23 protein-coding genes and 1 riboswitch are annotated in these 20,286 nt (G+C 35.7%); of the genes, 13 read left to right on the forward strand and 10 right to left on the reverse strand.

From position 1 onward, the window contains the following. Window positions 1-58: 58 nt before the first annotated feature. The gene (locus OL234_RS10125) at window positions 59-358 is read left to right on the forward strand and encodes a hypothetical protein (RefSeq protein WP_275469078.1); all 300 of its coding nucleotides are present in this window, start codon (window positions 59-61) and stop codon (window positions 356-358) included. A 287-nt stretch (window positions 359-645) separates the two neighbouring features. Here the strand turns inward: OL234_RS10125 and OL234_RS10130 are convergent, their stop codons facing one another. Next, window positions 646-1,266, reverse strand: a complete 621-nt coding sequence (locus OL234_RS10130; RefSeq protein WP_275469079.1) for a 50S ribosomal protein L25/general stress protein Ctc — start codon at window positions 1,264-1,266, stop codon at window positions 646-648. 561 nt (window positions 1,267-1,827) lie between these two features. On the opposite strand from OL234_RS10130, the gene OL234_RS10135 reads away from it, so the two are divergent. After that, window positions 1,828-3,558 carry an ABC transporter ATP-binding protein gene (locus tag OL234_RS10135; RefSeq protein ID WP_275469080.1) on the forward strand — a complete coding sequence of 577 codons (1,731 nt, stop codon included), beginning with the start codon at window positions 1,828-1,830 and terminating at the stop codon, window positions 3,556-3,558. After that, window positions 3,558-5,315: an ABC transporter ATP-binding protein gene (locus OL234_RS10140; RefSeq protein ID WP_275469081.1), complete on the forward strand. Its 1,758-nt coding sequence runs from the start codon at window positions 3,558-3,560 to the stop codon at window positions 5,313-5,315. The genes OL234_RS10135 and OL234_RS10140 overlap by 1 nt, the downstream gene beginning before the upstream one ends. Window positions 5,316-5,344: 29 nt before the next feature. Here the strand turns inward: OL234_RS10140 and thiT are convergent, their stop codons facing one another. Further along, window positions 5,345-5,905: an energy-coupled thiamine transporter ThiT gene (thiT, locus tag OL234_RS10145; RefSeq protein WP_275469082.1), complete on the reverse strand. Its 561-nt coding sequence runs from the start codon at window positions 5,903-5,905 to the stop codon at window positions 5,345-5,347. A gap of 75 nt (window positions 5,906-5,980) precedes the next feature. Then, window positions 5,981-6,084: riboswitch (TPP riboswitch) on the reverse strand. A 409-nt stretch (window positions 6,085-6,493) separates the two neighbouring features. On the opposite strand from thiT, the gene OL234_RS10150 reads away from it, so the two are divergent. The 3 genes from OL234_RS10150 to OL234_RS10160 all read left to right on the forward strand — a co-directional run bounded on the left by OL234_RS10150 (window position 6,494) and on the right by OL234_RS10160 (window position 9,504). Next, window positions 6,494-8,041, forward strand: a complete 1,548-nt coding sequence (locus OL234_RS10150; protein WP_275469083.1) for a flavocytochrome c — start codon at window positions 6,494-6,496, stop codon at window positions 8,039-8,041. A 121-nt stretch (window positions 8,042-8,162) separates the two neighbouring features. Beyond that, the gene (locus OL234_RS10155; protein ID WP_275469084.1) at window positions 8,163-8,924 is read left to right on the forward strand and encodes an exodeoxyribonuclease III; all 762 of its coding nucleotides are present in this window, start codon (window positions 8,163-8,165) and stop codon (window positions 8,922-8,924) included. 46 nt (window positions 8,925-8,970) lie between these two features. After that, window positions 8,971-9,504, forward strand: coding sequence for a 3'-5' exonuclease (locus OL234_RS10160; protein ID WP_275469085.1), 534 nt, complete (start codon window positions 8,971-8,973; stop codon window positions 9,502-9,504). Between the two features lie 34 nt (window positions 9,505-9,538). On the opposite strand, the gene OL234_RS10165 is transcribed toward OL234_RS10160, so the two are convergent. The 4 genes from OL234_RS10165 to OL234_RS10180 all read right to left on the reverse strand — a co-directional run bounded on the left by OL234_RS10165 (window position 9,539) and on the right by OL234_RS10180 (window position 12,454). Beyond that, the gene (locus OL234_RS10165) at window positions 9,539-10,063 is read right to left on the reverse strand and encodes a GNAT family N-acetyltransferase (protein WP_275469086.1); all 525 of its coding nucleotides are present in this window, start codon (window positions 10,061-10,063) and stop codon (window positions 9,539-9,541) included. A gap of 10 nt (window positions 10,064-10,073) precedes the next feature. Beyond that, window positions 10,074-10,532, reverse strand: a complete 459-nt coding sequence (gene tsaE, locus OL234_RS10170; protein ID WP_275469087.1) for a tRNA (adenosine(37)-N6)-threonylcarbamoyltransferase complex ATPase subunit type 1 TsaE — start codon at window positions 10,530-10,532, stop codon at window positions 10,074-10,076. 127 nt (window positions 10,533-10,659) lie between these two features. Next, a complete protein-coding gene (gene pta / locus OL234_RS10175; RefSeq protein WP_275469088.1) occupies window positions 10,660-11,634 on the reverse strand; it encodes a phosphate acetyltransferase in 975 nt (324 codons plus the stop codon). A 139-nt stretch (window positions 11,635-11,773) separates the two neighbouring features. Beyond that, window positions 11,774-12,454, reverse strand: coding sequence for a uracil-DNA glycosylase (locus tag OL234_RS10180; RefSeq protein ID WP_275469089.1), 681 nt, complete (start codon window positions 12,452-12,454; stop codon window positions 11,774-11,776). Window positions 12,455-12,613: 159 nt separating this feature from the next. Between OL234_RS10180 and OL234_RS10185 the strand changes: the two genes are divergently transcribed. Beyond that, window positions 12,614-13,483 carry a Cof-type HAD-IIB family hydrolase gene (locus tag OL234_RS10185; RefSeq protein ID WP_275469090.1) on the forward strand — a complete coding sequence of 290 codons (870 nt, stop codon included), beginning with the start codon at window positions 12,614-12,616 and terminating at the stop codon, window positions 13,481-13,483. A gap of 31 nt (window positions 13,484-13,514) precedes the next feature. Continuing rightward, window positions 13,515-14,039 carry an LURP-one-related/scramblase family protein gene (locus tag OL234_RS10190; protein WP_275469091.1) on the forward strand — a complete coding sequence of 175 codons (525 nt, stop codon included), beginning with the start codon at window positions 13,515-13,517 and terminating at the stop codon, window positions 14,037-14,039. A gap of 31 nt (window positions 14,040-14,070) precedes the next feature. Here the strand turns inward: OL234_RS10190 and OL234_RS10195 are convergent, their stop codons facing one another. From OL234_RS10195 to OL234_RS10205, 3 genes are all read right to left on the reverse strand, one after another. After that, the gene (locus tag OL234_RS10195) at window positions 14,071-14,637 is read right to left on the reverse strand and encodes a GNAT family N-acetyltransferase (protein WP_275469092.1); all 567 of its coding nucleotides are present in this window, start codon (window positions 14,635-14,637) and stop codon (window positions 14,071-14,073) included. A gap of 120 nt (window positions 14,638-14,757) precedes the next feature. Continuing rightward, on the reverse strand, window positions 14,758-15,312 hold the full coding sequence (locus tag OL234_RS10200; protein ID WP_275469093.1) for a flavoprotein: 555 nt from the start codon (window positions 15,310-15,312) through the stop codon (window positions 14,758-14,760). Continuing rightward, the gene (locus OL234_RS10205) at window positions 15,313-16,068 is read right to left on the reverse strand and encodes a phosphopantothenoylcysteine decarboxylase domain-containing protein (RefSeq protein ID WP_275469094.1); all 756 of its coding nucleotides are present in this window, start codon (window positions 16,066-16,068) and stop codon (window positions 15,313-15,315) included. Window positions 16,069-16,284: 216 nt separating this feature from the next. Between OL234_RS10205 and OL234_RS10210 the strand changes: the two genes are divergently transcribed. Then, the gene (locus OL234_RS10210; protein WP_275469095.1) at window positions 16,285-16,614 is read left to right on the forward strand and encodes a nucleotide pyrophosphohydrolase; all 330 of its coding nucleotides are present in this window, start codon (window positions 16,285-16,287) and stop codon (window positions 16,612-16,614) included. Between the two features lie 29 nt (window positions 16,615-16,643). After that, window positions 16,644-17,102: a GNAT family N-acetyltransferase gene (locus OL234_RS10215; RefSeq protein ID WP_275469096.1), complete on the forward strand. Its 459-nt coding sequence runs from the start codon at window positions 16,644-16,646 to the stop codon at window positions 17,100-17,102. A gap of 65 nt (window positions 17,103-17,167) precedes the next feature. On the opposite strand, the gene OL234_RS10220 is transcribed toward OL234_RS10215, so the two are convergent. Then, complete coding sequence (locus tag OL234_RS10220; protein WP_275469097.1) at window positions 17,168-17,698, reverse strand: DUF308 domain-containing protein; 531 nt, start codon at window positions 17,696-17,698, stop codon at window positions 17,168-17,170. A 164-nt stretch (window positions 17,699-17,862) separates the two neighbouring features. Between OL234_RS10220 and OL234_RS10225 the strand changes: the two genes are divergently transcribed. The 3 genes from OL234_RS10225 to OL234_RS10235 all read left to right on the forward strand — a co-directional run bounded on the left by OL234_RS10225 (window position 17,863) and on the right by OL234_RS10235 (window position 20,272). Beyond that, entirely contained in the window at window positions 17,863-18,099 is a 237-nt protein-coding gene (locus OL234_RS10225; protein WP_275469098.1) for a hypothetical protein, read from the forward strand. Between the two features lie 98 nt (window positions 18,100-18,197). Further along, complete coding sequence (locus OL234_RS10230) at window positions 18,198-18,878, forward strand: response regulator transcription factor (protein WP_275469099.1); 681 nt, start codon at window positions 18,198-18,200, stop codon at window positions 18,876-18,878. 89 nt (window positions 18,879-18,967) lie between these two features. Further along, window positions 18,968-20,272 (forward strand): sensor histidine kinase, encoded by a 1,305-nt coding sequence (locus OL234_RS10235; protein WP_275469100.1) that lies wholly within the window; start codon window positions 18,968-18,970, stop codon window positions 20,270-20,272. The last annotated feature ends 14 nt before the right edge of the window (window positions 20,273-20,286 follow it).

Consider the following 20,286-nt stretch of genomic DNA (forward strand, 5'->3'; position numbering starts at 1 on the left):
CAATGACAAGTCATATATAAGATGATAAAATACTAGTGAAAAGAAAGAGGTGAAAAAAATGGTAGCATTTTTAATTTATTGGGCTAGTATTTTAATAAGTATTGCATGGATTATTATCAGTGTTGGATTTTGTATTTATTATTTATCAAACAAAGAAAACGGAAACCTTTGGGCTTTCGCATTCCTTAATGTTCTTGCAGCAATTTTCTTAGCAATTGTTCTACTTGTATACAAAACTTGGGATTTCGACATTACAACATACAGTTCTTTAATGTACGGATTAATTGCAGCTGAATTAGTATTAGCTGTTATTAAAGGTTTCTTAGGTCGTGAACCTAAATTAGCTCCTGCTAAATAAAAAACCACCTAATCAAAATTAATCTAGATCTCAAATTTTGAGATCTTTTTTATTTTCAATAAGCTATAAAATGGTTACTTTGTCCTAATTGTGGATAAGTTTCCCCTCTGAAGTTTTCCACAATTAGGATAAGTAGCTAGTATCCCTTAAGGTTTTCCACAGAATTCTGTGGATTACCCTCCGTTTTTTGTGGAAAACTTAACCGGTTTCATTTTTAATAAAAAAAGTGCGAGTCTTTAAGGACTCGCACTTTTTTATTTGAACTGTTTTTTTAACGTATTATTATTTTAAGATTCTTTTTTTTCACCTATTACTTCTGGCGTAACTTCGGCCGCTACTTCATTTTCTTCTGCTTCATGATCTACTGCCTCTAATACGACTGCAATTTGCTCATCAGCTTCTGTCATTATCGTATAATCAGCATTTTTAGAAATATCCGCTACTGTTAATGCTTCGCCAATATTTAAAGCGGTCACATCTACCTCAACACGTTCTGGTAGTTTATCTGGTGTTGCTGAAACAATCACCGTGTAAAGATTTTGACCTAGTACTCCGCCCACCTTAACACCAGCTGGGGTTCCTTTTAGGACTAGTTCTGCTTCTAATTCGGTTTTTTCATCCATATCAACTGCTAAAAACTCGACATGCAGCCATGCTCGATTAAAGGTATCTTGTTGTTGTGCAAATATCAATGTTGGAACTTTTTTACCATCAATGTCTAAAGTATAAACCGCATTTTGTCCATTCTCTTTTAAAGCTTTCATCAATTCTTTTTCATCTACTGAAATAGCTGTATTCACTACATTGTTTCCGTAAACTACTGCTGGAATTTGACCTGCTTTACGTAATTCTCTTTTTAATGATCTTGGGCGTACTGCTCTTTCTTTTACTTTTAATAAGACTGTCATGATTTTTTTCCTCCTTAAGATATTATCCAAAATAAGTTTGTTTTTTGTGCCAGTCAGTTTGTTCACTTTTTCAGTCAATAGCGAACACTTTTCCAACATAGTACGAAAAATAAAATCTTTTTTTGCCACTTCTCGAGAAACAAACATCACTCATTATTATAGATAATCCCTTTGTTGACTTAGACAGTCATAGTCTACTTCCTAGACAAAAAATGATTAGATTAGTAACTTAATTTAGGTTACTTTGCTCATCATGATCATTAGTTTTATTACTACCACTACTAATTCAACTAATTGGCATCACACTATAATATAAGCTTATGTCTTAACCATACTAGCTGTCTAACAGATAGTCAAGAAATACGATGTAAGCTCTCTCATCTATAACTAACCTCTCTTAACTGATTTTTGACTTACAAACATTTATCTAAGCCTTTGTTTAATTTATTCTTTCATTTATATCCTTAACTTTATTTCTTTAAACAGTTGGAGTACAATAATTAGAAGTCAAAATAAGTCCCTTTTATTAGGAACTTTGAATTTATTTTTAGGAGGTTTCATATGTTTTCTCTACTTCACTATGCCAAGGATTACCGCAAAGAAATACTACTTGGCCCATTCTTTAAGTTTTTAGAAGCTGTTTTCGAACTCGCCTTACCACTTTATATGGCTCGCCTTATTGATTTAGGTATTGCTAAACAAGATAAGGCCTACATCATCAAATCTGCTAGCCTCATGATTGGTATGTCTCTCGTTGGTTTAATATGTGTCTTAATTTGTCAATACTATTCTTCCATCGCCTCACAAGGCTTCGGAACCGAACTACGAGAGAAACTATTAAAAAAAATCAATACCTTTTCCCATCATGAACTAAATAAATTTGGGAGTGCTACACTAATTACACGAATGACAGCTGATATTAATCAGTTACAACTAGCCTTAGCTATGTTAATTCGTCTCGTAGTAAGAGCGCCTTTTTTAAGTATCGGTTCAGTTTTTATGGCCTTCTATATCAATGCTCAACTGGCTAGCCTTTTTTTAATAGCTCTTTTCCTATTCTGCCTTATTTTATATTTTTTAATGAGCAAAACCATTCCCCTTTATCAAAAAGTTCAAGGAAAAGTTGATAATTTAAACCAAGTCCTACAAGAAAGTTTGAGTGGTGTAAGAGTCATTCGTGCTTTTTCACAACAAAGACATGGGGAAAAAAAAATGACCGAAACAAGTGATGAACTGGCAAGTGCTTATAAAAGAGTTGCTAATATTTCAGCGCTATTAAATCCTATCACCTTATTAATTATGAACAGTGCTATTATTATTTTACTTTACGTTGGCGGCTTCTCTGTTAATAGTGGTAATTTAACTCAAGGTGAAATTCTTGCTTTAATTAACTACTTAATGCAGATGTTACTGGCTTTGATCGTCGTTTCAAATCTGGTCATCATTTTTACTAAAGCTTCTGCTTCTGCCAAGCGCGTAAATGAACTATTTGACACTACGTCTAGTCTGATAGAAAAACCTACTGAAACATTAGACTTTTCCATCCCTCCTGTGAATGCTGTTGCCTTTAACAATGTTTCATTTAAATACACACCAGATAGTGGTCAGGCTCTAACAGATATTTCATTCACCTTGCCTCTTGGACAAACTCTAGGGGTTACTGGGCAAACTGGTAGTGGCAAGACTACTTTAACGCAATTGTTACCACGGTTCTATGATGCCACTATTGGTAACATTGAGCTATTTGATACGCCAATAAAAAAATTACCCCTAGCTGATATACGTTCAAGTATCGGTATTGTCCCACAAACGAGCACTTTATTTAGTGGGACAATTCGTGATAACCTTCAGTGGGGACAAGAAAAGGCTTCGGATCAAGAGTGTTGGCAAGCACTTAAAACAGCCCAATGCTTAGACTTTGTTAACGCCTTACCTAATAAACTTGATACGATGATTCTTGAAGGTGGAAAAAACTTTTCAGGAGGACAAAGACAACGTTTAGCTATTGCAAGAGCTTTAATTAGAACACCTCGTCTACTTATTTTAGATGACTCACTCAGTGCATTGGACTATCAAACTGACTTGGAATTACGTCTAGCCTTAAAAGAAGAGTTAACACAAACAAGTTTAATCATTGTTTCGCAACGTCTAAGCTCCGTCCAAGATGCTGAACAAATCTTAGTTTTAGAAGATGGCAAACAAGTCGGGCTTGGCAAGCATGAGACTCTTTTAAAAAAATCCACAATTTACCGAAACTTATACAACTCACAACAAGAACGGGAGGAAGCATAATGACACAATCTACTCATAATAAATCAGCCTTCAAACGATTTATCCCGTATCTTAAAACATATAAAAAAGAGATTACCTTAGCCTTAGCATTAGGTCTCAGTGGTGGTACTGCTACTGTTATGATGACACTTTATATTGGTAAGGCCATTGATACCATGGTTGGTTTAGGACAAGTTGACTTAAACTCTTTACTGACGATTCTAGCACTACTTAGTGGTATTTTAATTGTCGCTACATTTTCTCAATGGCTTGTCCAACTCTTAGGAAATCGCATGGCTTATCTCTCCATTGCTGAGTTAAGAAAAGATACCTTTGCTCATTTAAATCAACTCCCTATTAATTACTACGATCAACACCCACACGGAACAATTATTAGTCGTTTTACTAACGACCTCGATGTGGTCTCCGAAGCCTGTGTCGCCATTTTTAACAATCTTTTCTCTGGCATGACCATTGTAGTCATTTCTTTAATTTCTATGTTGCGTCTTAGTTTACCTTTAACCTTTGTGGTTTTAATTGCAACCCCACTAATCTTCTTTATTAGTTGGTTAGTTGCTCACACGAGTCAAAAACGCTTTCAAGCTCAACAAGAAATCGTTGGTGACATATCCGGATTTATCAACGAAATTGTCGGTAATCAAAAAATAGTTAAAGCCTTTCAGTATGAAGAGCACTCGGAAAAACGTTTTGAAGCTCTCAATCATTCCCTGCAAAATGAAGGACAAAAAGCACAATTTGCTTCTTCTCTGACTAATCCTCTTTCTCGTTTTATTGATCATTTAACATATATTTTTATCGGTTTAGTTGGGGGGCTTCTGATTTTAAACCACCAAACCAGCTTAAGTGTTGGGATGATCTCTAGTTTTACGATATACGCTAGTCAGTTTTCGAAACCTTTTATTGAACTATCTGGTATTACTACTCAAATCCAGACTGCTCTAGCTGGTCTAGAACGTACTTTTGCAATCTTAGATGAACCACTTGAACAAGCCGAGGAAAAAGAAATATATCAATTAGATAAAGTCATCGGCAAAATAGAATTTAAACATGTCAGCTTTTCCTATCTTCCTGATAAGCCTTTAATCACCGACTTTAACTTGACGATAATACCTGGTGAAACCATTGCGATTGTAGGAAAAACAGGTGCTGGAAAATCCACTTTAGTAAATTTGCTTATGCGATTTTATGACGTAACAGATGGCGTCATTCTGATTGACTCTCGCCCCTTAGCTTCTTATACACGTGAATCACTAAGAAAAAGTTTTGGGATGGTCTTACAAGATACTTGGCTATTCGATGGCAGCATTCGAGACAATCTTACATTTGGGAATCCCAAGGCGTCAGATGAAGAAATTAGGCAGGCAACCAAAGCAGCTAATATTCATAATTTTATTCAAAAATTACCTGATGGGTATGACACAATAATTGGCGCTTCAGGTGTTAAAATTTCTGAAGGACAGCGACAATTACTAACAATTGCTCGTACTATGATCTCTGATCCCAAGATGTTAATATTGGATGAAGCTACGAGTTCAGTGGACACATTAACCGAACAAACCATCCAATCTGCCTTCTTAACGATGATGGAAGGGAAAACAAGTTTTGTTATTGCCCATCGATTATCGACAATTCGTAATGCTGATAAAATATTGGTAATGGATAGTGGTGCCGTTGTAGAAATTGGCTCACACGATGAATTGCTTAAATTGCAAAATGGCGCCTACCATCAACTCTACCACTCTCAGTTTCACCATTAAAAAAAGCAGGTGCCGAGGCACCTGCTTTTTTACTTAGGTATAAAAATCTGAGGGTATTTCTTCACAATTATCAATAACAATAAGCCAGTTACGACAGCTGTTGCTAATCCGCTAACCCCATTCATAATAAGGGAAAACCACCAAGGATTTAGGCCCCATAAAGCATATTCCCCCCAAAAAATTACTCCGGCAATAAAATGCCAAAAGAAACGTGCTAGACACCCAACAAAAGTCGCCATAACTATGGTACTACTTACCTGTCTACTTTGATTGCTAAGCAAAGCAGTTTTAAGACGCTTACCATAAAGTCCTGCAAAACCAGCAAAAACAAAAGCAACAACATACTCTACGAGAACTTGACTAACTGCTAAAAAGACCACTGAGCCTAATAAAAAATGTAAAAGTCCCCACATCAGTCCTGAAAATAAGCCTGCTTTTAACCCACGACGTAGAGCATAAATTGTCAGTGGAATCATTCCAAGTGAAATAGTAAAACTACTCCCAATGTTCGTTGGAATCATTGATAATACCATCGCTAATGCTGCCACAATAGCGCCTTCAATCCAAATCGTTAATCTCGTTGTTGCCAAAAAAAACTCCTCCTTAAATTGTATAGAACTTAGGTCCATACAACAAAGAAGGAGTAGCATTTATAACATTAAAATTCGCCACTCCATCACAATCCCTACGCAAGTCTAAACATGATCAGGTTCGAAGGGTTAAAGCAAGTTGCTTAATCTCAGCCTAAGAGGCTCCCCTTTGTGATGGTAAGTTCTATTTAGTTTTTGTATTTCTTACAACAACTTCACTATAGCAAGTCAAACTTACTATGTCAAAGCTTATGATTCATTGATATAATAAGCCACTTACCCTTAAGAGCCAAGACCTACGTTAGACATAAGCTTTCTCACACTTACTACCTAAAAGAGTAACGCTTCTTTCTACAGTATAATCCTCGTTTCCTTCGTTAATTTTATTTTAACAGCACTTTTCTTAACGAGTTAACCTTATAACAAATTAAACCGAGCACTCTATTTTATGATTCAAATACATTAAATGCCTAATAAATTTAATTCGACTTAAAAAACTTAATTAATGTTGCTATTTCTTTTTTTCCTTGTTAAAATCACTTTGTGAAATAAATAACTTGTTTAAGTAATATTGGAGGAGACATAATCATGAAAAGTAAATTAGGTATAGGATTTGCCTCACTACTATCAGTTCTGTTATTAGCAACTGGGTGCGGAAATACAAATCAATCAGAGACGTCCAGCTCAACAAAAAAAATGGAGAAAACTGAAAAAGCAGCTAACAAAGAAACAGATACCACTTCAGGTGCCTCTGAACAGAAGAAAGCATCACTCGATGATCTAAAAGATCGTTATGATGTCGTCATTGTTGGAGCAGGTGGCGGTGGTATGGCTGCCGCTATAGAAGCCAAAGAACAAGGGATGAACCCTGTTATCTTAGAAAAAATGCCCGTAGCAGGTGGGAACACAGTCAAAGCTTCTGCAGGAATGAATGCTTCTGAAACTAAATTTCAAAAAGAAGCTGGAATTAAAGATAGCAATGATTTATTTTTTGACGAAACCCTAAAAGGTGGAAAAGAAACGAACGACCAAGAGTTACTGCGCTATTTTGTTGATAGTTCAGCTAATGCTATTGATTGGTTAGATTCTATGGGAATTACCCTAAATAATTTAACCGTCACAGGCGGTATGAGTGTCAAACGGACTCATCGTCCGGCTGATGGCTCAGCTGTTGGGCAATATTTAGTTCAAGGGTTGTTAAGAAATGTCCAAGAACGTGAAATCCCACTATACACTGACGCTGATGTCAAAGAAATTGAAAATCAAGATGGCGCTGTATCAGGAGTCAAAGTTATCTTTAACAACACAGACGAAAAAGAAATCAAAACAGATGCTGTGGTAGTTGCAACAGGTGGCTTTGGTGCCAATTTAGATATGGTGACTGATTATAATAAAGACCTAGATGGTTTCGTCACAACTAACCAAGCTGGTAGCCAAGGTGATGGGATTAAAATGATTGAAAAAATGGGTGGCACTACGGTTGATATGAAAGAAATTCAAATTCATCCAACAGTTGAACAGGAGACGTCATTCTTAATTACTGAAGCTGTTCGTGGTGAGGGAGCTTTATTAATCAATCAATCTGGTCAACGTTTTGTCAATGAATTAGAAACACGGGACAATGTTTCAGCTGCTATCATCGCACTAAAAGAACATGCTGCTTACTTAGTCTTTGATGAAGGCGTAAAAGAGCGCGTCACAGCCATTGATTTTTATGAAAAACAAGGCTTTGTTAAAAAAGCTGATACGATCGAAGAGTTAGCTAAAGAAGTTAAGATGGATGAAAAAACACTTACTGACACGTTAAGTACTTGGAATACAAGTGTTACAAATAAAAAAGATGGCGAATTTAATCGCACAACGGGTATGGACCATGATTTATCAAAAGCTCCTTACTATGCTATTAAAATTGCACCAGGAATCCACCATACAATGGGGGGCGCTAAAATTAACAATAAAACACAAGTATTAAATAAAGACGGCGAACCAGTCAAAGGACTTTATGCTGCTGGTGAAGCCTCAGGCGGACTACACGGCCAAAACCGTATTGGTGGTAATGCTGTAGCAGATATTATCATTTATGGACGTCAAGCTGGAACACAATCAGCTGAATTTGTTAAATCATTAGAAAAATAAAGCTTAAAAAGTTACTAGTGGCAAAAATCGCTAGTAGCTTTTTTATTATACCCAAATACATGACGCCTAGCTTTTTTTTCGTTACAATAAGAAAAGAGTTAATTTTAAGGAGGACCTGTTAATGAAATTTATTTCCTGGAATGTCAATGGTTTAAGAGCGATTGTAAAAAAAGGGTTTGTTGAGATCTTCGACGAACTAGATGCAGATTTTTTCTGTTTACAAGAAACAAAACTACAAGAAGGTCAAATCGAATTAGATCTCCCTGGCTATACCCAGTATTGGAATTACGCCATCAAAAAAGGCTATTCAGGTACAGCCATTTTTGCCAAAGAACCTGCTTTAACTGCCCAATATGGGATTGGGATCGACGAACATGATCAAGAAGGTCGTGTGATTACTTTAGAATACCCCAATTTTTACTTAGTAACTTGCTACACACCCAACTCGCAAAATGAATTAAAAAGATTAGATTATCGCATGCGCTGGGAAGATGATTTCCAACAATTTATCCACTCATTAAACCAAAATAAGCCAGTTGTCTTATGTGGTGACTTAAATGTTGCACATGAAGAAATTGATTTAAAAAATTATAAAACCAATAAAAAAAATCCTGGGTTCTCACTAGAAGAACGTCATAAAATGACACAATTCTTAGACGCAGGTTACATCGACACGTTTAGATATTTTTATCCCGATCTGACGGGTGCTTATTCATGGTGGAGTTACCGCTTTAATGCTAGAGCAAATAATGCTGGTTGGCGTATCGATTACTTCTTAACTTCAAAATGCTTACAAGATCAGCTTGTATCAGCAAAAATTCTTGCTGATATTATGGGAAGTGACCATTGCCCAGTCGAATTAGTATTAGAAATAGACCAATGATTCCTCTTAGAGACAACTCTTGTGATCAAAAAGAAAGGAAATTTTTATGAATTTTATTGCATTTGATTTTGAAACAGCCAATTTCCAAAAACATAGTGCCTGTTCTATCGCCCTAGTTATGGTTCAAAATAACCAAATCGTGGGTCATTACTATACCCTAATTAAACCTGAGACTGATTTTCATTGGAAAAATATCCAAATTCATGGTATTAAGCCAGAAGATGTGCGTGATGCTCCAACCTTTCCTGAAGTTTGGGCAGAATTATCACACTATTTTTTAGAAAATCGCTTAATTGTTGCCCATAATGCTGCTTTTGATTGCAGCGTCTTAAAAGCTTGTCTTGATTATTACAATCTATCACAGCCACATTATATGTCCCTTTGTACGGTGCAGACGAGTAAAAAATTATATCCTCAATTCGAAAATCATAAATTAAATACTGTGTGTCAAAACTTAGGATTAGCTTTAGAACAGCACCATCATGCTCTTGATGATAGCTTAGCTTGTGCTAATATTTTGGTGAAACAGGCAGAAACTTTCGGTATTGAGCCATTAAAAGCGTTAGTTAAATATCGCTAATTAAATTAAAAAGACGTTAGTGACTAACGTCTTTTTAATTTAATAATAGTCCCATCATATAGACATCTACTAAATCACCTTCAGCCGTGAAAGCAGCATTTTTTAACGTTCCCTCAATTTCAAAGCCTACCTTTTGATAGAGATGAACAGCACGTTCATTCCTAATTTGAACACGCAACTCCAGACGTTTTAAATTTCCAAGAGCCTCAGCCCAAGTAATCAGTTCTCCTATTAATAACTGCCCCAGACCGATGCCCCAATAATCTCGGGCCACACTAATACCAACCTCACCGATATGAGACGTATTTGATCCCTCTTCTCCTTTGATACTCGCTAAACCAATAATTTCCTCATCAGCTAATGCTACAAGGATTAAAGTATTTAGGCTCTGACAAAGTTGTTCGACTTGTGTTACCTCTTTCAATTCATTTTGAGGGGGATTAGGACTATTTAAAGTCAGAAAATCTGTCTCTCTTGCTACTTTTTGCATCAAACTTTGAACGGCTTGATGATCTTCTGATGTTACCTCTCTAATAATAACCGATACTTCCTCAGACATCTTCGCGCTCCTAACTTACTACCTCTAATCTATTTTTCAACTCTAAACCATTAGGTCCTACTGCAGCTATCCCTAATTCTCTAGTATTTGTCTCAGACAAATAACTCAAGGTCAATTCAACATAACTTTCCGGCAAGTCCTCTTTAATCATTTGTCCCCATTCTACAATGCTAACTCCTTCAGACTCAAAATAATCTTCTAAACCCAAATCGCCTGCGCCATCTTCTAAACGATAAACATCCATATGAAATAAAGGCAGTCGTCCTTTTCGATATTCTCTGACTATGGTGTATGTCGGACTCTTCACCATTTGTTCAATATCTAACCCTTTGGCTAGGCCCTTAGTAAAAGTTGTTTTACCTGCCCCTAACTCTCCAGTTAGAACGATACAATCCCCACTCTTCAATTGCCTACCCATTCTTTCAGCGACTGCCAATGTCTCAGCTTCACTTTTTAATAAATATGTCATTTTACTAACCCCTTCCCTCGAACTCACTTTATTACTCAGTATACCGATTATCCCTTTGACTGACAATTGCTTTTACTCAACAAAAAAGCTACCCAACTAAAGTCGGATAGCTTACCCTCAATACGGACTAGTCCATTAATGATTGTGCTGCTGTAATGATAGATAATTTATAAACTTCTTCCTCATTACAACCACGTGATAAATCAGAAACAGGTTTATTTAAACCTTGTAAAATTGGGCCAACTGCTTCAAATCCACCTAAACGTTGAGCAATTTTGTAACCAATATTTCCTGATTGGATTTCTGGGAATACAAAGACAGTTGCTTGACCAGCAACTGCTGAATCTGGTGCTTTTTGTTGAGCCACTGATTCAACGAAAGCAGCATCAAATTGTAATTCACCATCAATTTCATAATTAGGTGCTAATTCTTGAGCAATTTTAGTCGCTTCAGCTACTTTTGTTACTTCTTCAGATTTAGCAGAACCTTTTGATGAAAAACTTAACATCGCAACTTTAGGAGCAATTCCAAACATTTCAGCAGTTTTTGCACTTTCGACAGCAATTTCAGCTAACTCTTGCGCCGCTGGATTGATGTTAATTGCACAATCAGAGAATAAATATTTTTCATCCCCACGAACCATTAAGAACGCGCCACTTGTACGGCTAGCACCTGGTTTTGTTTTAATAATTTGTAAGGCAGGACGCACTGTATCACCTGTTGAATGAATGGCACCACTTACCATGCCATCTGCTTCGCCCATGTAGGTTAACATTGTTCCAAAATAATTAGGATCTAATAAAATAGTGCGTGCTTGATCTTCAGTTGCTTTGCCTTTACGGCGATCGACAAATGAAGCCACCATATCATCAAATTTATCATAACTTGTTGGATCAATAATTATTAAATCAGTTGCATCAACACCATTTTCTTTTGCAACAGCTTGAACTTCTTCCACATTTCCAATCACAACTGGTTTTAGTAACCCGTCATTATTTAAGCGAATAGCTGCTCCTAATACACGAATATCTTTTCCCTCTGGGAAAACGATTTTAACATCTTTACCTGTAATTTGTTGTTTTAAACCTTCAAAAATATCCACCGTGATACCTCCAAAACATATTTTATACTTTCTTAACTATCATACACCTAAAGCGATAAAAAGAACAGTTTAAAATGTGTCTAACCAACAATTTTTCACATTTCACTTACTTTAAAATAATACAGTTATTTTTATTGTCTTATACAGTTTCTGGTAATTGCCAATCAATCTCTTTTTCTCCTTTTCTACTCAACGCACTGTTCACTTTTGAAAAAGGCGAACTGCCAAAAAAACCTCGATAAGCTGCTAAAGGACTTGGATGAGGAGCAGTTAAAATAACATGGTGTTTTGCATTGATCATGTTAATTTTAGCTTGGGCAGGCTTACCCCATAAGATAAAAATAACTTGTTTTTCTCGTTCGTTTAAAGCTTCAATCACTTTATCTGTTACTAACTCCCAACCTTTTTGTTGATGAGAATTGGGTTGACCTTGACGAACTGTTAAAACGGTATTAAGCATCAACACACCTTGTTTCGCCCAGGACTCCAAATAGCCATGAGAAACGGGTACTATGCCTAAATCATTTTCTAACTCTTTATAGATGTTAGTCAATGATGGCGGAATTTTATTGCCTGGTAAGACAGAAAAACTTAAGCCATGTGCTTGGTTAGGACCGTGATAAGGGTCTTGTCCTAAAATCACTACTTTAACTTCCTCAAATGACGTCCATTCTAAAGCTGTAAAAATGGCTTCTTTAGGTGGATAAACTACCTGTGTTTGATATTCCTCTACTAAATAATTCATTAATTGAGAGTAATACTCTTTTTCAAACTCTGAAGCTAATACTTTTTCCCAGCTATTGCTCGGTTTTAATAACATCCTTAACACTCCCTCTTTCTCTATTTAATCAGCATACTAAAAATCATTAAAATGCTCAACTCTTGTAGGGAAAAAGCTTTTTAAAAAATGGTCTTTAAATGCCTATTTTCTTAAAAAATGGTACACTAAAAACGATGAAAGATTTTAGGAGGAAAACAAATGATCAAATTAATTGCATCTGATATGGATGGCACTTTACTTGGGAACAAAATGGAAGTACTACAAGAAAATATTGACGCTATAAAATTTGCTGAACAACACGGGATTAAATTTATGGTTGCTACTGGACGAGGATATACCGAGGCCAAACCCGCTTTAGATGAGGCAGGTATCACCTGTCCAATGATCACAGTCAATGGTGCACAAGCTTTTGACGAACAAGGGCAAGAACTATTTACGATAAATATTGATAAAAAGCATGCTCAAACTCTTTTAGACCTATTAAAGCTAAATAATGTTTATTTTGAGATTGCTACTGACCAAGGGGTTTATTCTGACAATCCCCATAAACGCATTGAAAATGCCGCTCAAATGCTCGCTGGAAAACTACCTCATTTAACCTTTAAAATGGCTATAGCTATGGCATCAGCTCACTTAGAGCTACTAGATGTTAATTATGTTGATCATTATCAAGAGTTGATTGATCGAACTGACATCGCTATTTTAAAATTTATCGTGTTTGAAGAACAAGGACCAACTATTCTCGATCCTTTACGTGAAAAAGTTGAAAAGGTACCTGAGGTTGTTGTCACTTCTTCCTTCCCAAATAATATTGAAATCAATCATGTGAATGCTCAAAAAGGTGTAGCTGTTCAACGCTTTGCTGAAAGTTTAAACATCCCAATGTCAGAAGTTATGACAATTGGTGATAATTTCAATGATGTGAGTATGCTAGAAATGGCTGATGTGAGTTTTGCCATGGGAAATGCTGAAGATGGTGTTAAACAGATTGCCCGTTATGAAACAGCCAATCATGATGTAGGTGGTGTCGGAAAAGCGATCCTTCGCGCGATCAAAGAGAATTTATAGATTACAATTTGATAGAAAGGGCTGAGGGTCCATGACTAGTTACTATATTCGAAAAACACGTTTATCTAGTAATTACCGTACCATTGTTAAAGACGAACACGGTCAACCTTGTTACTTGCTAGTTGGAAACTGGGGGAGAAGAGGGGACGTTTTCTCACTTTTTAAAATGGATGGACAACGTATCGCCTCAATCAAACAAGCATCTTGGGCTTTTACTTTGGGATCTCGATTTGATTTATATAATGCCACTGACAAAGTCGGCTCACTTAAACGTATCTTGTCCTTCAATCGTGATTTTTATTATGTTCACCAATTAGGCTGGATTGTCATTGGCGATATTGGAAATCAAACATACAAGATTCAGCATCTCAACCATATGATCATGAACTTAACTAAGATAAATGATGATACTGGGGAATTTTTTAAATTAGAAGTAGAGGAGAAGCATGCACCACTTTGTATTTGTATCGCAGCTGTCTTAGATTATTGGTTACGCCGACAAAATCCAAAGGTAACTCTTTTCAAGCAACCTGCTAAAGAATTACGCCTAGACTAAAAAAAACGACTAACTATGTTAGTCGTTTTTTTTAGTCTAATTCAATTTGCATATGGTCATATAAATGGCCACTTATGGTTGCTCTTCCTACCTCTTTAAAACCAATACGAGAATATAATTTTTTAGCTCTTGGATTGTCATCATCTACACTTAAGCCAATTTTATTTGCTTCTTGACTTTTAGCAAATTCAGGTAGCGCTGCTAGTAACTGCGCACCAATTCCTTTACCACGCTGATCATCACGAACAGCTATACTATCTAGGTACCACTCACCTTCAAATGCTTCCTTATCTAAAAACATTTTTTCTGTCACGGGGATCTCAAACTCATTGAAGATTTCAATCAAAGGCAGATCAATAATCGCCTCTTCTGATTCGTTGTAACCATAGGCTACTCCTAAAATTTCTCCCTCTTCTTCTACCACCATAGCTCGTCGATAACTATACCTGAAAGTTTCTGTCATAAATCCTTTTTTTAAGATTGCTCTTAACTTTTCATCACCGTAGGTTTGCAAGAAACCTAACTCCATATCCTCTAAAATAATCATAATCAAAGGAATAATTTGATCGGCATCATTTTTTTTTGCGTATCTTATCACACTAGTCTCCTCCTAAAAAGTATCATGCTCTAAATTGTAGGGGGTAATTGGTATAAAGTCAATCAAATAAAGCTTAAAAAGCCCTTTGTAACAAGCTTTTAACAAACTCTCGTTCTTTTTTTAAACGAGTGGACTCTCGTTTAATTTTGCCATAACAATGTCTATAATGTCTTCAACCTTTGCCATTGCCCCGATTCCAACATCTCCACAGGCTAAGCGTTCTGTTACAGGAGTAATTTCTTCATAACCATATTCTTTTAATGTCGCTAAATTTTTTTGTGTGGCTGGATTTTCATACATTTTAGTATTCATGGCTGGTGCAATCAAACGCGGCATTGTTTGCGGGGTTGCCATACAGACAGTTGATAACATATCATCAGCAATTCCGTTGGCTATCTTGCCTAAAGTATTAGCGGTAGCCGGTGCTACTAATAATAAATCGGTATTTTGTGCCAAGTAAATATGATTGATACGTTCAACTGATGGTTCGGTCATCACATCAACATGAACTGGATTACCTGACAAGATTTGTAACGTTAACGGTGTAATGAAAGCTGTACTATGTTGCGTCATTATCACATGTACATCCACATCTCGTTTTTTTAATTCGGTAATAATTGAAGCAGCCTTATACGCTGCAATACTAGCACTAACACCCAATACTACTTTTTTCATTTAACTTTCTCTCCCTTGAGTTGTTTCTTTGACAATTCCTTGAGCAATGTCTCTTTTTGTTTCAAAATATGTATACGTTCCGTCCTTAGTCAATAAAAGCCCGACATGCTGATCACCGCTAATACGAGTCTTATCGTTAGCTAAAACATAATCACAACTATTTTTAGCCATCAGACGGGTTGCAACTGATATTAATTCTGATTCTGGTACGTCAACTAGGAGTTTAAAACCGACCAAGGTCGTCGCTGGTTGAAGTGCTTTGATTCTACCAATCACCTTAGGTGTCTGCTTCAATTGCATGTAAACCGTTCCCAAATCAGAGCTCATCTTGCCTGCGCTCTCTGAAGCATTTTTAAAACTTGTCTCTAAAGCCTCTTGAAGCTGAATATCTGTGGCAACTAGATTTGCTTGAGACGCTTTTGCTAAGGAGGCAACGACTTGATCTTGACTTGCTGTACCTGCCAAATAATAATCACTTACTGCCATACTATGAACAACAATATCAAAATTTGTCTGTTTTAAACATGTTTCTAGACTATTTAATAAGTCGTCAACTGATTCTATCTCAATTTTTTTTATGTTCTGATTTTTCGGCAATATTGCTGTCTTGCCGTGGATATAAGTCACGTCACTATTTTCTTTTTCGGCATAAGCATCTGCAATTAAACTTCCCAAACGGCCTGTCGAAAAATTGGTAATCCCCCGCACATCATCAATTCTTTCAGATGTTCCACCTGCTGTTACAAGTACTCGCATTTCCCTACTCCTTCACTCTAATTTTTTAACTATTTATATGAACTTTAAGCACTTTCTAGTGTAGTCTAGGCACTAATAAAAAGGAAGTACTTTGCATTATTTTAATAAAAATATAGGATTATTATATTGCTTTTCTTTATAATTTAACAGTTTCATTAACTGTTAGCTCAAAATTTAACACTATGATAAACTATGATTAGAAGTAGGAGGGATTAAATGTCAAATATTGTGGATGAGGTAAATAAATTCCGAGAAGAACGTGATTGGAATCAATTTCATAACCCAAAAGACTTGGCAATATCGGTTTCACTCGAAGCTTCTGAACTTGTTGAAAATTTCCAATGGAAATCAAGTGAAGAAGCACTTTTGGAAAAGCAACAAAATATTAAAGAAGAGCTCGCTGATGTATTGATTTATTCGCTCATGTTAGCCAGTGATTTAGGATTAGATTATCAGGAAATCATCCGCGAAAAATTATGTCTAAATAGACAAAGGTATCCAGTTACTAAAAGTAAGGGAATTAAAAAAAAATATACGGAACTATAAAAATTAAAGTAAGAAAGTGAGTAAAAGTTATGACGATTCGTCTAGTATCTGTTACTGAAAACAATTGGCGCGCAATTTGTGCCTTATCAGTCGGCCCTAATCAAATAAACACTATTGAAACAAACCAAGACTCTTTATTAGAAGCAGCCTATGACCAAAGCCATAACTGGCATCCCTTCGGTCTTTATCATAAAGAAACACTTGTTGGTTTTACCATGATTGGCGCTTTTGATACAGACGAACAGACTATTTGGTTAGATCGCTTGATGATTGATCAGAACTACCAGGGGAAAACATATGGACACCAGGCAATAAAAGCTATTATTTCTTACATACATCAACACTATGTCATCAATGCTATTTTATTAAGCGTTCATGCCCATAATCACCAGGCAATAACATTTTACGAAAAGCACATGTTTAGTAACACTCAAAAAATTGATCCAGAGAATAATGAATTAATTTTTAAACGCCATTATACTGATTAAAAAATAAAAAGTTACCTAAATTATCTCTTAATAAAAGATAATCTAGGTAACTTTTTTACTTATCTTTAAACTGGAAAAGATCTCACAATATATAAAACGCCCATTGTTAGGAGATACAATCCAACTAAAAATGATAAAGTCATCACAGATACAATCGGTGACACTAACAACATAATACCGACAGCTATTCCAATCACATGACTAATTAATGAGAACCAGAAATAACCCTTATTAATTTTTTTTATCCAACCTAAGTCAAACAAGCCAAAGATTGAATCCAATAAAAACCAGCTAGCAAATACATAAGGAGCAATTGCAACACCACTACTCAAATTAAATATAAAATAAATTCCAATTAAGATATCAATAATCCCAATTATTAATAGTGGGGTTAAAGGTAAGTCAATATATTTTCTAATTTTACTTCGAGCCATCAACATATAAATCCCTTTAAATAAAACAGTAATTGTAAACATACTAACAATTACTCCAATATTACTAATTGGTGAGACTCTAAATGAAGTAAGTGCCGCTATGATAAAGATAACTCCCATAGCCAAGCTTAACCAATCAAACCCTCTTTTTTCTTCATACATATTACTCACCCTTTCATTAGTTTTCTATAATAACATTATATTGTTTCCTCATCCTTTTGTCACTTAATATCCCTTGTTATTTTTAATCCAGATAATTTTCTACATAAAATCTACAAAACTTTTTATTATCTTAAAGGTAAGGTCATAACTAGGAGGTTAAAACAATGAAATTTTCAAAAACTTTAGGGGCGGTTACACTTGTAACTATTTTAGTCGGTGGTGCTTTTTGGCTAGGAACACCTGAACAATCAGATGCTACTAATTTAGAAACTAACCAAGAAATGACAACTCAAACTAAAAGTCGAGAGAATGACACACAACGTCATCGTCTAGCGAATCGTGATTGTTGTAAATTATCAACAAATCAAGAGTATCACTACGATAATGATAACGCTTTTTAATCAAATGTAACAAACACCACTCTTAATCAACTATGGTAAACTAAAGCTAACTGTTTAAAATCAGCTAGCTTTTTTTAATTGAAAGAAAGGAGCAAACTATGCATATTTTAATTGTGGATGATGAACCAACTATTTTAGAATTTATCGCTGCTTACTTACAGTCAGCAAATTATACAGTCAGTTATGCTGATTCTGGCATAAAAGCTTTGGATAGTTGGCAAAAACTAAAGCCCGATCTCATTGTATTAGATTGGATGTTACCCGATTTATCTGGAATCGAGGTTTGCCAAACGATACGTGAACAAGCTGATACTCCTATCATTATGTTAACTGCTAAAACAGCAGAAAATGATTTACTAACAGGTCTCAAACTTGGAGCTGATGACTATCTCACCAAACCCTTTAGCCCAAAAGAATTAGTTGCGCGTATCGAAGTCGTTCTTCGTCGTACTCATCCTATTTCAAAAATAGCGTCTCAATTCAATCAAGGAAAATTACGGTTGGAATACAATACCCAACAGGTTTTCTTAGACCAAACAGAAATTATTCTCACTGCAACTGAATGGGATATATTAAGCCTTTTAACACAACATCCCAAACAAATTTTTACAAGAGAACAATTAATAGAACAAACCAGAGGATTAGAATTTGATGGGTTTGACCGTGCCATTGATTCTCATATAAAAAATTTGCGACAAAAACTAGGAGATTCTCCACGTCACCCAACTTATATTGTCACTGTCCACGGTAAGGGTTATCGTTTTGGTAATATAACATGAAGCACAGTCTAAGAAAATACTTACTCTGGGCTTTCTTATTTAGCTCTTTAATATTGTTAGGTGTTGTTAGTTTTTTAACTTTAACCTTAATGAATAAACATTTTAATAAATATGTGGATGAGAAACATGAAGAAACACTTGCACAATACCGTGAAGCAGTTTTATTTGCCTATAACCCTGAAAAAGAAACTTGGTACATGCGTGATTTAAAAAATATTACCGAAAAAGCCCAAGACAATCAGGTAGAAATTACGATTAAAGATAGCAACAACCAAGACATTTGGTGTTTTAAACATCAAAATTCAAATAAAATGTCTCACAATTCAATGATGTCTTCCTCACATCATAAAAAAAAACAAAGACTTAACCCAGAATCTTCCAACTATATCGAAAAGACAGAACCTCTCTCTTTTCAAAAAGAAAAAATTGGCAGTATTACCTTTGGCTATTACGGTAATCAAACTTATACCGAACACGATATCCAGTTTATTAGGGATATGAAAAAGAGTTTAAGTATGATGTTTCTAGCCGCTTTACCACTGTCTTTATTTTTAGCTTCGATTGTTGCCAAAAAAATCAGTTTGCCTATTACAGAAGTCAATCATTTAACAAAAAAAGTTGCAAAAGGTGATTTCACTACACACGTTACCATGACCACAACTGTTATCGAAATCAATGAATTATTACAATCAGTCAATGCCCTCACTCAGCGTCTCGATCAACAGCAAATACTTCGAAAACAATTGACAACCGATATCGCTCATGAACTCAGAACGCCTTTGACTACTCTTCAGGGAAATATTGAGGCTATGATGGACGGTATTTGGGAAATTACACCAGAGCGACTTGGCTTATGTCATAACGAAATTCTACGTCTCACAAGGCTTGTAGGAAATATTGAAAAAATTGCACGCTTAGAGCAACAAAATGACACCTTAGTCAAAGAAGTCTTCAATCTTGGCAGTCTCGCTAACGCGATTGGGATGAATTTTAACAATAGCTTCAATGAAAAACAGCTAGATTTTTCACTAAAGACCGCTGACATAACGATTGAAGCGGATAAAGATGGTCTTAGCCAAGTCATCACCAATCTACTATCTAATGCTTTAAAATTTACCGATAAGGGTGGAAAAGTTACCTTAACGCTACAAGCTACTAGTAATGAAGCCCTCTTGATTGTCACTGATACCGGAATTGGTTTATCAAAAGAAGAGCAGCAAGCGATTTTTGATCGTTTTTATATGGCTGATCCCGCTCGTAGTCGACAAACTGGCGGTCAAGGTGTTGGCTTAGCAATTGTCAAAAGTATTATTGAAGCTCATCGCGGCAGTATTACTGTTACTAGTCAAGAAAAAAAAGGCACACAGTTTAAAATAACATTACCTTTAAAATAAAAATGTCGCTTCTA

It is taken from the genome of Vagococcus intermedius, from assembly GCF_029144185.1.
In the GTDB taxonomy this organism is placed as follows: Bacteria; Bacillota; Bacilli; order Lactobacillales; family Vagococcaceae; genus Vagococcus_D; species Vagococcus_D intermedius.

Coding starts and splice junctions, on each gene's coding strand:
- OL234_RS10125 (WP_275469078.1), top strand. CDS start 59: ATGGTAGCATTTTTAATTTATTGGGCTAGTATTTTAATAAGTATTGCA.
- OL234_RS10130 (WP_275469079.1), bottom strand. CDS start 1,266: ATGACAGTCTTATTAAAAGTAAAAGAAAGAGCAGTACGCCCAAGATCA.
- OL234_RS10135 (WP_275469080.1), top strand. CDS start 1,828: ATGTTTTCTCTACTTCACTATGCCAAGGATTACCGCAAAGAAATACTA.
- OL234_RS10140 (WP_275469081.1), top strand. CDS start 3,558: ATGACACAATCTACTCATAATAAATCAGCCTTCAAACGATTTATCCCG.
- OL234_RS10150 (WP_275469083.1), top strand. CDS start 6,494: ATGAAAAGTAAATTAGGTATAGGATTTGCCTCACTACTATCAGTTCTG.
- OL234_RS10155 (WP_275469084.1), top strand. CDS start 8,163: ATGAAATTTATTTCCTGGAATGTCAATGGTTTAAGAGCGATTGTAAAA.
- OL234_RS10160 (WP_275469085.1), top strand. CDS start 8,971: ATGAATTTTATTGCATTTGATTTTGAAACAGCCAATTTCCAAAAACAT.
- OL234_RS10165 (WP_275469086.1), bottom strand. CDS start 10,063: ATGTCTGAGGAAGTATCGGTTATTATTAGAGAGGTAACATCAGAAGAT.
- tsaE (WP_275469087.1), bottom strand. CDS start 10,532: ATGACATATTTATTAAAAAGTGAAGCTGAGACATTGGCAGTCGCTGAA.
- OL234_RS10180 (WP_275469089.1), bottom strand. CDS start 12,454: ATGTTATTAAAACCGAGCAATAGCTGGGAAAAAGTATTAGCTTCAGAG.
- OL234_RS10185 (WP_275469090.1), top strand. CDS start 12,614: ATGATCAAATTAATTGCATCTGATATGGATGGCACTTTACTTGGGAAC.
- OL234_RS10190 (WP_275469091.1), top strand. CDS start 13,515: ATGACTAGTTACTATATTCGAAAAACACGTTTATCTAGTAATTACCGT.
- OL234_RS10200 (WP_275469093.1), bottom strand. CDS start 15,312: ATGAAAAAAGTAGTATTGGGTGTTAGTGCTAGTATTGCAGCGTATAAG.
- OL234_RS10205 (WP_275469094.1), bottom strand. CDS start 16,068: ATGCGAGTACTTGTAACAGCAGGTGGAACATCTGAAAGAATTGATGAT.
- OL234_RS10210 (WP_275469095.1), top strand. CDS start 16,285: ATGTCAAATATTGTGGATGAGGTAAATAAATTCCGAGAAGAACGTGAT.
- OL234_RS10215 (WP_275469096.1), top strand. CDS start 16,644: ATGACGATTCGTCTAGTATCTGTTACTGAAAACAATTGGCGCGCAATT.
- OL234_RS10220 (WP_275469097.1), bottom strand. CDS start 17,698: ATGTATGAAGAAAAAAGAGGGTTTGATTGGTTAAGCTTGGCTATGGGA.
- OL234_RS10225 (WP_275469098.1), top strand. CDS start 17,863: ATGAAATTTTCAAAAACTTTAGGGGCGGTTACACTTGTAACTATTTTA.
- OL234_RS10230 (WP_275469099.1), top strand. CDS start 18,198: ATGCATATTTTAATTGTGGATGATGAACCAACTATTTTAGAATTTATC.
- OL234_RS10235 (WP_275469100.1), top strand. CDS start 18,968: ATGAATAAACATTTTAATAAATATGTGGATGAGAAACATGAAGAAACA.